Source organism: Oleiphilus sp. HI0079 (assembly GCF_001635105.1).
Genome location: NZ_LWFT01001416.1, coordinates 14936 through 27846, shown reverse-complemented (window position 1 = coordinate 27846; position 12911 = coordinate 14936). Strand labels below are relative to the sequence as shown.

Sequence of the window (12911 nt, the reverse complement as noted above, 5' to 3'; positions counted from 1 at the left end):
TGGGTCAAGCAAAGTAGCAGGGATCAGGATGTCGTTACCGCCACCATCCATTAGGATCGTGCTGATGTTGCCATTGTGCGCGTTAGCTGCGTTATATTGCTCTACAACGGATGGCGCTAGCAAACCACCTTGCAACTCGGCACCTGACTGCGTGTAATCACGGAACTGAGTGCCCGCGCGCGCTTCCAATGTTTCTTGGATAACGCCATTCAAATCGAAAATGGAGTCGCCCAGGGTCACGACATCATTTCGACCGTTAACGGTTTCTTCATATGGGTTGCCCGTACAACCAACAACACTAATTGCAACAACCGAAAAGGCTGCCACCTTTACAACTTTAGATACAACTTTTTTTAGATTTATCATTGTTTCTCTCCAAGTTTTCTTTCGTTACCACCAAAAAAGCGGTGCGCAAAAGTTTATCGCAACACTTGTCCACAAATGAGTCAAAAGGCGCACAACTTCGTTAAAAACGGACACATCTGGTTCTTTTCGGCCAGTAAACAATCAAAATAGCGGGCTATTGAGACCTGCATCACAATTCGATTTAGCATCAAGCAACGCTTTTTCGGCCAACACACTAGTGAGAGCGGCGTCACGAACATCCTGCTCCAAACTCAGTTGACTAGATTTGGTCACCTGCCAGTTATATCATTTATTAGCTACGCCGAAAAAGTTAAAACAAACAAGCCAACCAACGATTATTACACTAACTCAAACGAAAGCAGTAACCGCCATAAAATAACAATTAAAGGATTGGGCAAACATACGAAGCACGCCGTGCGAACTATGTTTGGATCGCCATGCTTGACGAAATTTACTTAAGACTACTTTTGGAACTTGCTCCAGAAGAACTAAAACTTAGCCCACTCGACGCCGAAAGGGTCATATTGGGTTATGGACAAACATTGGAGTCGAAAAATGCCTTCGGCAATTTAATTCGTGATATCTACGGTGCCGATCCAAGTTCTGACATAGGCCTGCACTATGGCAGGCTTTTACAGCCACACGCTTTATGTGATTTTTCTAGAGTTCTGATGACAGCGTCATCGTTCAAAAGAAGTTTGCAGATCATTAACGAATTGCATTACATGCAAGGTGCGGCTTATCACCTGACATTTCACGAATCGAAAGACCGACTATCGATCGCGTTAACCTACCCTTATAAAAGAGAGATATCACAAGAGCAACGACGCTTCTGTTGCGAGTCGATTTTTACCTATTTACTGAACCTTGTAAGGTCTGAAGTCAGCCCGCGTATTACGCCTACTAGGCTATGGCTAGATTACGAAAAACCGGTTTACGCTGATGAGTATCGAGACCTGTATGGTTGCGAACCTAGGTATGATGCGCAACTCGCTTTATTCGAATTTTCAACAGAATTTAGTGACCAAGCGTTAGCGTCAAGCAATCATACCTTGCACAATACCTACATGAAGAAGTGCCAAGACTCCGCTCGACTCGCAGAGCGTTACTGGAGCTTTGACTACCGAACAACGACGCACTTGATACGAAATATACCAGCGGCATTCAACAGTGAGCACTTATCACAAGAGTTGAGTATTTCTCCGCGAGGCTTACAGAAAAAACTCAACACTCTTAACACGTCATTCTCTGCTCTTTGCATCCAGGCTCGCGCCGAGCTTGTCAAAGTGTTTCTGGTTCAACAAGGAAAGTCGATAGAGGCCACCGCCGAGCTCCTGGGCTTTCAAACGACATCCGGATTTCGTCGTTTCTTTAAAACTGAATTTGGCATGTCGGTCGGGAATTTTTTAAGCCAAATTAGAGAGCGTGAATCGCAGCAAGAGCAATCCAGCATTCCCGTTTCAGCCAGCTCGAGCTCAACAAAACGCTCTACTCACAGCAAAGCCAAGCAAACAGAAGCTTGTTAGGCCAAATCAATTTACCATCAACTAGATGGTGTTATTTCTAACATTGACCACCCAATTCAAGCCGTCTGCGCATTTTCTTTGAGGTTTAGAGGTCCAAATTGGGCACTAAGCCATGTCGTTGGATTCCAATCTCGCTTTATTTATATAGAATGCATTCTAGGCTTAATAAATACCTTTAACTTTCCAAGAGAAAACGATGAAAACGATCAAGAAGTCCTCCAAACTCGACAATGTGTGCTACGACATTCGCGGTGTTGTTGCCCATGAAGCGCGTCGACTCGAGGAGGAAGGTCATCGGATTCTCAAGCTCAACATTGGCAACCCTGCCCCGTTCGATTTTGATGTTCCTGAAGAAATTCAAACGGATGTAGTACGTAACCTTCCTAACGCGCAAGGGTATTGTGATTCAAAAGGTTTATATTCTGCGCGCAAAGCCGTTATGCAGCATTACCAAAGCCGCGGCATTCTTGATGTAGATATCGAAGACATCTATCTTGGAAACGGCGCGAGCGAGCTCATCGTGATGGCCATGCAAGCTCTGCTTAATAACGGTGATGAGGTGCTAATTCCAGCTCCTGACTACCCTTTATGGACGGCAGCCGTGACGCTGAGCAGCGGAAAGGCCGTTCATTATCAGTGCGATGAGCAAAGCAACTGGCAGCCCAATATCGATGACATCAAGAACAAAATTACCGACAAAACGAAAGCCATTGTTGTCATAAACCCAAACAATCCTACGGGAGCGGTTTATAGCAAGAAGTTGCTTCAACAGATTGTCGATCTAGCACGCGAACACTCTTTGATCCTGTTGGCTGACGAAATATACGACAAGATTCTTTATGACAAAGCGGTTCATCATCCGATGGCCGGCTTATCCCACGATGTCGTCACACTCACCTTCAATGGGCTATCCAAGTCGCACCGTGCAGCGGGTTATCGCTCTGGCTGGCTACTCATATCGGGGCCAAAACATACAGCTTCAGACTTTATTGAGGGGCTTGATATGCTGGCATCGATGCGTTTGTGTGCAAATGTACCTGCGCAGTTTGCCATTCAAACCGCGCTTGGCGGCTATCAAAGCATCAATGACCTGATTGTCCCTGGCGGGCGTTTTTACGATCAAAGGGACTTGGCGTGGAAGAAGCTAAATGAAATCAAAGGCGTCAGCTGCACAAAACCAGAAGGCGCTCTCTATCTCTTCGTGAAGCTTGATCCCGAAATTCATAAAATCTATAACGATGAGATGCTAGTGCTCGACTTGCTGAAGCAGCAGAAAATGCTCATTGTTCATGGAACAGGCTTCAACCTGCAAGACAACCAGCATTTTCGCTTCGTTTTCTTGCCTCGTGAAGACGTGCTTGCCGATGCAATAGCGCGCTTTGAATTATTCTTAAGCACCTACCAACAAACCCCAGACATGGCCAGAAGCAAGTAGCGCTAAGATGTACGATATACATATTGAAGAGTTTTATCGCGACTGTGCGCGTGTTTTGTTGCAGCTCTATCAAAGCTTTCCGCGAAAATCTGCCGTATTTGTAGAAGATATTACAGGCCCAGACATGCCGGACGAATACGGCATACACAGCGATCGCTTTCAGGCATGCTTTGGGGCAATGATCTGGCTAGAGAGCGAGGGCTACCTAGTATATGAGGCGCTGATTCGTCAGGAGGCAATCGATCAAGCTTGTCTTACTTCACTCGGCTTGCGGCTGCTTAATCAAATCAGCAAAGAAACTGATGTGATACTACCGGATGGCGCCCCCAAGCACGTTCCCAACGTTGAGGTACTTCGCTACACGATGAAAAAAAGCACTTCTACACAGCTTGCGAGTTTGATGATTCAACTAATCTCTGAGCACCGTATTCGCTAAGCGCTATAAACGACTTCATACAATACAAAATCATCATAACCACAGAGAATTTTTTGATAACCGGCAAGCGCATGGTTTAACTCATCACTACCACTATCGACTCGTAGCGGCTTACCCTGCAATGCATGCAAGCGTTCCTGCGTTCCGATAAACTGAAGATTCTGCGCACCGACACGCTCCAGAACCCGCGCACTCAATTGCTGATTACCTCTACCAAGAACAATCCCTTGCCCACCAATAATCGACAATAAAATACGAACATTGTCGTACCGTTCAATTAACTCGAGAATATCTGGTTCGTTCAAGTCACGTCCAACTAGAGCATCATTCGCCCAGGCATCCACACCCAGCAGGGTAGGCTGATCAATCCCAAGCTCTTCCTTAATATGCTTTAAGCTTCCGCCAGATCCCAGCAGATAGAGCGTATCCTCTTCTAGAGTCTCTACGATAAAGGCAGAAATTTCATGCAAGGCCATCTCATCATCAGGAAGGCCACTGCATTTTACTGACTGAACGAGCAACTGGTCATCAGGAACCATTAACTCGCCAAAGTGCTTTGTAATAACACGTCCTTCCTTGAACGAACGTTCATCGATATCCCGCACTTCGGCTTGTCGCACTGCAACTAGCTTTCGCGAGAGCATACTCGTCACAACAGAAAGCGCGGCCTGCGGAGTGATTGCAAACACGCCAGAGTGCATCTTCACACCACTAGGAATCCCCAAACATACTTGTTGAGACGTCAAACCTCTACAGACATCTCTGGCCGTGCCGTCGCCACCGGCAAAAAGCAATATATCGGGTCGCCCCTCCTCCAGAGTGTGCACCGCTTTTTGCGTGTCTAACGCGACCGTATCGTTACGAACATGATGCGCTACCTCAACATCAAAATCATAGTCAGCGAAGTAAGCCTCACCCATAGCTCCGCTTACCGTACTAAAGCGAATTAAGGAACGAAACTCTTTCAAACCTTCCAGCATGATGGCTATTTTTTGTGGTATCGCCGATTCAACCCCTAGCTCACGGGCGATTTTCGGTGTTTCTGGTGCGTCACTGCCCTTTAGACCACTTGGCCCACCAAGGCCTGCAACAGGATTAACGACAAGAGAGATATGAAAGATGCGTGACATTAGTGGCAAATCGTATAGGTAGTCTTAATTGCGAGGAGAAACAACTAGCAGTGCTCATAAATAAAGTTGTTCAGTATCAAGCGTGCATCTTCGCTAAGTTCAAGAAACTGAACACCAAAGACAAAGTGAGGCTCACCCATCACTTCGGATTCAACATGTGCATTACGAATAATCGCAGCAAGCCCCACATTGCGAACCATCTCACTTAACTCTAGATCAAAGTCTAAAAGCAGCTCATGGCCAAACTCACCCAATCTTTCACGGGAACGGAGTTTCGCGCCTGTTTTGCTCAAATCCTCAATCACCCCCTCTTTGGGCCAAACGGCATCAATATTGAAGTCGCTATCTATATTTGCACTAATGCGTGTTTTTATTCGCTCAGAACTTCTTACTTTACGAATCTCGACATTACTCGGATAAGACAAATACATATGCGGGAAAGGATCGGTTACCACAGACAACACGCGTGCAGCGAAATTAACAAAACCGGTTTTGATTAGAAATCTGGCTTTGAGCAAGCTACCTTCTTCGAGAACATTCTCTAGCGCGTTCTCAGGAATAGAGACCACCAAGGCTTTATCAACTTGATAACCAATCAACGTGACTTGATCTCGCCTTGCCGGTGATGCTGTATCCAGCGTTAGTAACGTTCCGACTGGAACACTCAAGGCTCGAAAGGCTGTTCTATCAGGGTATCCTTGCCGTAACACCGTAGCTACGTTGTCTTCCTTAATCACGCACTATTCCTCTATGCTTTGATATTAAAACCGAGACCTTTGAACTTAGAGAAGAGCTCAGAGGAGCCTTGCTTCAGCTGTATCTTTACACCCGAGAATTCACGACGACAGCGGTAGTTTTTTCGTAACTGATCAAAGCCCGAGGCTCTCGTTGCCTCATCGTCTTGTAAAGTTCGCATCAATTGCCCGTGGTCATGACGAACATCAAAACAGGCACGAATCGCGGTATGCAAACACCATTGCGCATCTGCCGTTGAAGTAAATGCCATACGAGACAATGGGGGCTCCTCTAAGAATTGCCCGAGAGAATGCCGAGTTGGTAGACCAAGAAACTGGCAAACACTGCGATAAACCATTTCAGTCCCCGAGACCTTGCCGTCGAAACTATATCCTGCGATGTGCGGCGTACCTAAATACACAAGCGATGCAAGCTCCGTATCGATGTGAGGCTCATTCTCCCAAACGTCTAAAATCACTGTCGGGGCATTTTCTTGTTTTAACCGTTGTTTTAAACAGGACTCTCTGACAACGCCGCCCCGACTGGTATTGATCAGGACCTGATTCGCCCCAAGCGCGCTAATTTGCTCAGCATCGATCATATACTGCGTGGGAAATTCACCGTCATCCGTTAGAGGTACGTGCAACGAGATTACGTCACATTGGAGCACCTCATCGAGAGAACATAGCGCCTCTTCCGTGTCTTCTGAAGTTTTGAAAGGGTCATAAACCTTGGTAGTCACACCAAGACGCTGAAGCTTTTTGTTCAGTCGACGTCCGACATTGCCATAGCCAATAATGCCGACTGTCGCCTCGTCTACTTCAAAGCTGTGTGTGTCGGCTAAAATCGACAGACAACTCAATACATACTCAACGACCGAGTTTGCATTAGCCCCAGGGGCCGCTGCAAACCGGATGTCTTGCTGGTTCAGGTAATCAAGGTCAACATGATCCTGCCCAGCCGTGCATGTTCCCACAAAACGAACGGTTGAGTCTTTTAGTAAACGCTGATCAACCTGCGTAACCGAACGTACTAACAGCACGTCGGCATCTAGGATATCTGAGGAAGTTATCTCTCGGCCGGGCTTGGCAATTAACTCGCCAAACTCGCCGAAAAACCTATGGAGTAGAGGGATATTCTCGTCGGCTACAATTTTCAAAAGCACCTCTGATGCTGGTGATTTCTGCGGCCTTGAAATAGGCCTTAACTATTATTTTTATCTAGCAAGTGTGCCGGATACTCACAGTTTAACTTCATGCCGATGTACTGTTCCAGTTCTGGCAGCAAAAAAGCATCATCTTCACAGGCAAAGGAAATCGAAATACCTGTCTCGCCGGCGCGACCCGTTCGGCCAATACGGTGCACGTAATCTTCAGGATCGTCAGGGAGATTGTAATTAAATACATGACTCACGCCGTCGACATGAATCCCCCTTCCTGCAACATCTGTCGCTACCAAAATCTCAATATCACCACGCTTAAACTGATCCAAGGTTTTAATGCGTTTGTGCTGAGGAACCTCTCCAGACAGCAAAGCAGCCTTGATGCCCTTTGCTTTTAATGCTGATTCGAGGCGACGGGTCTCATCGCGTCGATTACCAAAAATAATGGCACGACTCACTTTGTTCAAATCAAGATAGCGACAAATAATTTCAAGCTTTTCATCCGACGACACCATGAAGATCTTCTGATCCACTTTTTCAGTGGTCAGTTGCTCTGCTTCGATCTCGATATGAATCGGACTACTTGTCCAGCGCTGACACAAGTTCAACACGTCCTGATTAAAAGTGGCGCTGAAAAGAAGCGTTTGTCGACGATCAACTTTCGGGCAGCGGCCAAGAATACGTTTAACATCAGGAATAAACCCCATATCAAGCATTCGATCCGCTTCATCAATGACGAGCGTATCCACTTGATCGAGATAAAGGTCGCCGCTATTCAAGAAATCAATAAGGCGACCTGGCGTTGCCACCAAAATATCGATCACATTATTGCGCACATACTCGCGCTGCTTCTGATAGTCGATACCGCCAAGTACAGAGTAGATCGAAAGGCCCGCATATTTCGTCAAAGCACGCGCGTCCTTTTCAATCTGTAGAGCAAGCTCTCGCGTTGGCGCCAAAATCAATGCGCGCGGTTCACTCGAAAAACGGTCTTCAGCTGGAACCGGCCGCAACATAAAATCATTAATAATGGTAATCAAAAATGCGGCAGTTTTGCCCGTACCGGTCTGCGCTTTTCCAATGAAATCATGGCCTTGCAGAGTATAAGGTAATGATGCAGCTTGAATCTCACTGCAGTACTGGTACTGCAAATCGGCAATCGCATGCAACAAACCATCTTCCAGCCCAAGATCATGAAAGCGCGTCTTTCCTTCTGCAGGCTCTACTTTGTATTCTGCTACTGTCCATGCTTTTTTGTTCGGAGCCGATTTTGCTGCCTTGGATGAGGCTGGCTGCGTGCGACCTTTTGTCGCCTTCGTGTTAGCGGTCGCACCCTGACTTGAGCTCTTGGGTGCCTTTGGACTTTTCTTTGATTTCTGGGAATGAGCAGATTGCTCGGAAGTACGAGACTTTACCGTCTGATCGGATTGTTTTTTTGACTTAAAAAGGCCACGAAACATTACTTTAACGCCTACAAAATAGAGTTCTGACAAGTCTTACGCACGAGCTCCATCATCTGGAAAAAGGCTGACCATGATATGCAAGCTATCGCGCCGAATGCATGAGAATTTGCGAGCCATACTATAACAGATCACTCGCGACATAACTGCATAATTTTGCATAGCTCCGGCTTCCTGTAAACCGCTCGTCTAGGGCCTGGACAAACTGCAGTGCTCGAGACGGCAAGCCACCTTCCAAGTAAGCCATTGTTTGCCGCTGCACAGATTCAATAAAGCGTTCACTAGGTTTGCACGAAGGATCGCTCGCATTATCCGCAGACAACCTAAACGGCATGCCGGCCGCCTTGCTCATTATCCTCTCCAGAGCCTGAGGCTTTACTTCTACCCTCTCAAACTCAGATTGCTTTGAGGCGTCTCGCCCGTCAGGCTCATACCAATAACCATAATCGAGAAGCCTCCGCCTCCGGTTACCCGCAATACACCAGTGCGCCGCCTCATGGAGAACACTCGCAGGGTAGTCCTCTCTTGAAAAAACGCGACTCAAGGCGTGCGCATCAATACTCTTACCACAAGTAAACTGGGTTGCGACATTGTTTGGCACGAAGAAGGGTTCGCTTGCACCGATACAAAGAACAGTCTTTTCAGACTGCTCAAAACACTGATTGAAAACCTCGGCCAACTCTTCGGCCAAAACTCGTTCTAACATATTTGACGGTTTCTTAATGTTCGCACACACACCTTTAAAGCGCGGTATGATACTTGAATTGAGCAGTATTGCAGAGACACTAACTGAAACTCGAAATAAACTACGCCAAATGGAACCTTTTCCCGAATCAGCAATCTCAACGTCAGCGTTGAACGCCAGTATTCTGTGAATGAAAGCGCATCACCATTAATCACAACCAAGGATCTATACGTTGATTGCCCGCAAAACCATTTCACCACTTGCATACTTAATAGCGGCCATCACTGAACGCTTCAGTTTTCTGGCTGTCGCATTCTGGGCACTTGTGAGTGCATTCCCAACTGCACATGCTTTCGACTTCGCCAGCTCGGTAAAGCAAGATTCGGCATTTTTAAGCGTTGATCAGGCTTTTATTTTCGATAGTGAAATAACATCAAGCGGCCTTAGGTTAAATTGGCAAATCGCAGACGGCTACTATCTCTATCAAAGTAAAATCAAGCTAAGTTCCAGCGATGACAACGCAACGCTCGGGAAACCCATCTTTTCTGACCTTGGGATTGAAGAGGAAGACCCTTACTTTGGGATCACTCGCGTAGTCTACAAGGAGCTCGTCGTTGATCTACCGATCACTGTAAACTCAGGAGCTAGCGATACAGAAATCACGGTCAAATACCAGGGCTGTGCGACGGCTGGGCTATGTTATCCGCCTGAAACAAAAACGATTCTTTTTATACCTCCAGCCGATGCCAACACTCCGCTCTCGGGCTCATCAGAAAAAGCCGCTCCCCATACAGACTCAGCTGAGGCAGACGATAGCGACGAACCATCAAACAAAGCAACAAGCACATTACCCAAAACGAGCCTCGACTCTGAAGATGCATCATCTATCTTCGCTTTCATGCAGAACAGCTCTTTCGCAGCACTTGTCGGCATTTTCTTTGTTCTTGGGCTAGGGCTGACATTTACTCCCTGCGTGCTTCCCATGATACCGATTATTACATCCATTGTTGCAGGACCTGATGGCGCCAACCAAAGCACTGCCAAAAATCTTGTTCTGGCGATTTCGTATGTACTCGGCATGGCCCTAACATATGCAGGACTTGGACTTGCAGTAGGCTCACTCGGGGCCGGTGCGAATCTGCAAGCCGCAATGCAAAGCCCAAGCGTGCTCATCTTTTTTGCGTTTATATTTGTCGTATTAGCCTGCGCTATGTTCGGACTTTACGATATTCAGCTCCCAGCCTTTCTCAGAGACAAACTGCAAAATACAAGCAATCGCTATTCCGGCGGCACGCTTTTCAGTGTCTTCATCATTGGTGCGCTTTCCGCTCTTTTGGTATCACCGTGTGTTTCCGCTCCGCTTGCCGGCGCGCTGCTTTATATCAGTGCGAGTGGAGACGCCCTTTTAGGTTTTGCCTCGCTACTTAGTCTTGGCATCGGTATGGGCCTGCCTTTAATTGTGGTTGCGGTGGGTGGTGCTCGCTTCTTGCCGAAAGCCGGAGGCTGGATGAACGCAAGCAAATTTTTGTTTGGCGTTTTGCTTTTAAGCGTCGCCGTATGGTTACTTGGACGAATCATTCCAGGCCCCTACAGCTTGGCGCTATGGGCATTTTTGGCGCTATTTGTCGCCGTGTTTATGGGGGCATTTGAAGCCGCTAACTCGGTACCCCAAAAGCTAACTAAAAGCATTGCATTATCGATATTTCTAATCGCAGCTATTTGGCTCGTCGGCGCGTTCACTGGCGCAAGCGACCCCTTCAATCCCCTTCAAAACCTAAAAACAGGAACCCAAAACGGCGCAAACCAATCAACCAGCCAACTGGATTTCCAAAAAGTGTATAGTCTCGAAGAACTAGACAACGCACTGAATGTCGCAAAGGAACGCGGACAAAAAGCGTTCGTCGACATTTATGCCGACTGGTGTATTAGCTGCATCATCATGGAGCGAGAAGTATTCGTTCAAACAGATGTGCAGAGTTTGTTGAGTCAATTTCACCTCATTAAGGTTGATGTCACCGAAAATAGTGACGAAAACATCCGACTTCTGGAAGATATGGCATTATTCGGCCCCCCTTCNTATCTGCTCTTTAATGCGCAAAAGGAAGAGATCAAAGATCTTCGTATTGTTGGTGAAATATCAAAAGTCGCTTTCATCGAGCGCTTGCAAGCTGCGCTGGCAAGGCGATAGACACACTCGATGACACAACAACAGGCACTTCCGATCGTCGCCATCATCGCGGGCGAAATGTGTTTCGCCATCATGGGCGCACTCATCAAATACATGAGCACCGACCTCAGCACTGAAACGATTGTATTTTTTAGAAACAGTCTTGCTCTTGTCATTATTGTACCGATGATTCTCCACAAGTTTGGCCCTGTCGGATTTAAGAGCAATCAAATGCATCTTCATTTGCTTCGAGGAACAATCGGTGTTGCGGCGATGAGCTGTTTTTTTTACGTTCTAGGTCGCATGCATTTTACTGAAGCGATTCTACTTAAACTCTGCACACCGTTTTTCATCCCCTTGATTGCAATGGTATGGCTCAAAGAAAAAAGCTCTGCAACTACATGGTTTTCAATCTTGCTGGGTTTTGTCGGCGTAGCCATCATTAGCGAACCCAAGATGCAGGGTGAACTAGAACAGCGTTTTAACGAGCTTAGCTTGGTCGGCATCGGCTTAATTGGTGCGTGCTTAGCGGGTCTTGCAAAAGTGACGATAAGAAGGATGGGCGGGACTGAACCGGCGTTGCGTACCGTTTTTTACTTTGGTTTGTTCGCAAGCTTGGCTTCGCTGCCTTTTGCTGCAAACACCTGGACGCAACCAAACTTGGAACAGTGGCTTCTTTTATCGATGCTGGCGATCGTTGCAACCATAGGCCAACTTTTAGTGACATTTGCCTACAAACGCGCAGCGGCGGGCAAGGTCGGACAATATACGTATACTTCAATCATCTTTACCGCAGCCATAGGGTGGGCATTTTGGGGGGAAGTAATTACGTTGGCGATCTTTCTCGGGTCAAGCTGCATCATTATTGCAGGCATCATCAATGTAAAGTCGAAATGAAATATGCCCTTGCCCATCCAGGCGACTCCTAGTGACAAGGGCAACCTGGTGATGATTAAACGCGCTGAATAAAGTAAACGAAAAGATCGCCTTCTTCTTCTTGAGCTAACAATGTATGCCCCAGAAAGCGACAAAATTGCGGGATGTCTCGGGTTGTAGACGGGTCTGTCGCCAACACTTTTAGTATTTCTCCAGATTCCATATCGGGCATTTTTTCATGCAGCATCATGACGGGCTCTGGGCAAAGCAGACCTGTTGCATCAAGTTCTTGATTGAATTCCATATTCGAGTATCTACGCTATGATTAACAGTGATTATTTTAACTGTTAGCTATACGGAAGTAAGTATGATTCGAGTCATTATCGAGCGGCGCATTGCCGAAACTCTAGAAAAAAATTATGAAACCGCAGCACTAGAGATACTTTCTGCATCTGTGCGCGCCCCAGGATTCATTTCAGGCGAGTCGTTGTGCGACCTTGACAATCCGAGGCACCGAATTGTTTTGTGTAAATGGCGCAGTCGACTGGATTGGGATAACTGGTGTCAGTCACAGGAGCGAAAAGAGCTCATGTCCAAGCTGACCCTAATGCTCGAAAAAGACGAATCCGTTACAGTATTAGACTCCCCTCACTAAATAAAAAGCTGCTGTTCCAGCAGTGTTTCAGCGCGCTAGAATGTGCGCTGAAAACCTTTTTACGCCCCCTTTGATTAGTTTTTGTACAGAGTTGAACTAAACTCTTGAGCAAGATCAATTTAACCCTAGATTTGGTTGATTTTGACAAACGCCCTCAGTATTCTTCGCGCCGTCTGGGTGTAAAGCTTGGACTAGCACGACAATAATGAGATAACTGGCTTCAGACCGGTTCCGAAATGCTTTGATTTTCATTAAAGCGAGCCTCGAAAAACGTAACT

The 12911-nt window shown here is 46.7% G+C and carries 12 protein-coding genes and 1 pseudogene; 6 read left to right on the top strand and 7 right to left on the bottom strand.

All coding sequences use genetic code 11. The annotated features are described in order from the left end of the window. Positions 1-366: pseudogene (locus A3750_RS24465) on the bottom strand (SGNH/GDSL hydrolase family protein); the annotation flags it as partial. Positions 367-803: 437 nt separating this feature from the next. On the opposite strand from A3750_RS24465, the gene A3750_RS24460 reads away from it, so the two are divergent. The 3 genes from A3750_RS24460 to A3750_RS24450 all read left to right on the top strand — a co-directional run bounded on the left by A3750_RS24460 (position 804) and on the right by A3750_RS24450 (position 3763). After that, complete coding sequence (locus A3750_RS24460) at positions 804-1892, top strand: AraC family transcriptional regulator (protein WP_068466600.1); 1089 nt, start codon at positions 804-806, stop codon at positions 1890-1892. Positions 1893-2088: 196 nt separating this feature from the next. After that, positions 2089-3327 carry a pyridoxal phosphate-dependent aminotransferase gene (locus tag A3750_RS24455; protein WP_068453869.1) on the top strand — a complete coding sequence of 413 codons (1239 nt, stop codon included), beginning with the start codon at positions 2089-2091 and terminating at the stop codon, positions 3325-3327. Between the two features lie 7 nt (positions 3328-3334). Further along, positions 3335-3763 (top strand): hypothetical protein, encoded by a 429-nt coding sequence (locus A3750_RS24450; protein ID WP_068453865.1) that lies wholly within the window; start codon positions 3335-3337, stop codon positions 3761-3763. On the opposite strand, the gene A3750_RS24445 is transcribed toward A3750_RS24450, so the two are convergent. The 5 genes from A3750_RS24445 to A3750_RS24425 all read right to left on the bottom strand — a co-directional run bounded on the left by A3750_RS24445 (position 3760) and on the right by A3750_RS24425 (position 8956). Beyond that, positions 3760-4893 carry an ATP-NAD kinase family protein gene (locus A3750_RS24445; RefSeq protein ID WP_068453860.1) on the bottom strand — a complete coding sequence of 378 codons (1134 nt, stop codon included), beginning with the start codon at positions 4891-4893 and terminating at the stop codon, positions 3760-3762. The two genes, A3750_RS24450 and A3750_RS24445, sit on opposite strands and share 4 nt — an antisense overlap. 44 nt (positions 4894-4937) lie before the next feature. After that, positions 4938-5630 carry a flagellar brake protein gene (locus A3750_RS24440; protein ID WP_068453857.1) on the bottom strand — a complete coding sequence of 231 codons (693 nt, stop codon included), beginning with the start codon at positions 5628-5630 and terminating at the stop codon, positions 4938-4940. 11 nt (positions 5631-5641) lie between these two features. Further along, a complete protein-coding gene (locus tag A3750_RS24435) occupies positions 5642-6787 on the bottom strand; it encodes a 4-phosphoerythronate dehydrogenase (RefSeq protein ID WP_068453872.1) in 1146 nt (381 codons plus the stop codon). A 44-nt stretch (positions 6788-6831) separates the two neighbouring features. Then, positions 6832-8250: a DEAD/DEAH box helicase gene (locus A3750_RS24430; RefSeq protein ID WP_068466598.1), complete on the bottom strand. Its 1419-nt coding sequence runs from the start codon at positions 8248-8250 to the stop codon at positions 6832-6834. Positions 8251-8371: 121 nt separating this feature from the next. After that, positions 8372-8956 (bottom strand): elongation factor P hydroxylase, encoded by a 585-nt coding sequence (locus A3750_RS24425; protein ID WP_068453960.1) that lies wholly within the window; start codon positions 8954-8956, stop codon positions 8372-8374. Positions 8957-9167: 211 nt separating this feature from the next. Here A3750_RS24425 and dsbD point away from each other — a divergent pair, with 211 nt between their 5' ends. Both dsbD and A3750_RS24415 read left to right on the top strand, forming a co-directional pair. After that, a complete protein-coding gene (dsbD, locus tag A3750_RS24420) occupies positions 9168-11123 on the top strand; it encodes a protein-disulfide reductase DsbD (RefSeq protein WP_197466225.1) in 1956 nt (651 codons plus the stop codon). 9 nt (positions 11124-11132) lie between these two features. Beyond that, positions 11133-11999, top strand: coding sequence for a DMT family transporter (locus A3750_RS24415; protein ID WP_068453962.1), 867 nt, complete (start codon positions 11133-11135; stop codon positions 11997-11999). 55 nt (positions 12000-12054) lie between these two features. Here A3750_RS24415 and tusA read toward each other — a convergent pair whose 3' ends face one another. Beyond that, a complete protein-coding gene (gene tusA / locus A3750_RS24410; protein ID WP_068451712.1) occupies positions 12055-12282 on the bottom strand; it encodes a sulfurtransferase TusA in 228 nt (75 codons plus the stop codon). Between the two features lie 63 nt (positions 12283-12345). Here tusA and A3750_RS24405 point away from each other — a divergent pair, with 63 nt between their 5' ends. Then, entirely contained in the window at positions 12346-12633 is a 288-nt protein-coding gene (locus A3750_RS24405; protein ID WP_068453976.1) for an antibiotic biosynthesis monooxygenase, read from the top strand. Positions 12634-12911 lie beyond the last annotated feature (278 nt).

Bases quoted from the DNA above. Each gene is read 5' to 3' on its own strand.
- A3750_RS24405 (WP_068453976.1), top strand. From the start codon at position 12,346: ATGATTCGAGTCATTATCGAGCGGCGCATTGCCGAAACTCTAGAAAAA.
- A3750_RS24425 (WP_068453960.1), bottom strand. From the start codon at position 8,956: ATGTTAGAACGAGTTTTGGCCGAAGAGTTGGCCGAGGTTTTCAATCAG.
- A3750_RS24460 (WP_068466600.1), top strand. From the start codon at position 804: ATGCTTGACGAAATTTACTTAAGACTACTTTTGGAACTTGCTCCAGAA.
- A3750_RS24455 (WP_068453869.1), top strand. From the start codon at position 2,089: ATGAAAACGATCAAGAAGTCCTCCAAACTCGACAATGTGTGCTACGAC.
- A3750_RS24445 (WP_068453860.1), bottom strand. From the start codon at position 4,893: ATGTCACGCATCTTTCATATCTCTCTTGTCGTTAATCCTGTTGCAGGC.
- A3750_RS24415 (WP_068453962.1), top strand. From the start codon at position 11,133: ATGACACAACAACAGGCACTTCCGATCGTCGCCATCATCGCGGGCGAA.
- tusA (WP_068451712.1), bottom strand. From the start codon at position 12,282: ATGGAATTCAATCAAGAACTTGATGCAACAGGTCTGCTTTGCCCAGAG.
- A3750_RS24450 (WP_068453865.1), top strand. From the start codon at position 3,335: ATGTACGATATACATATTGAAGAGTTTTATCGCGACTGTGCGCGTGTT.
- A3750_RS24430 (WP_068466598.1), bottom strand. From the start codon at position 8,250: ATGTTTCGTGGCCTTTTTAAGTCAAAAAAACAATCCGATCAGACGGTA.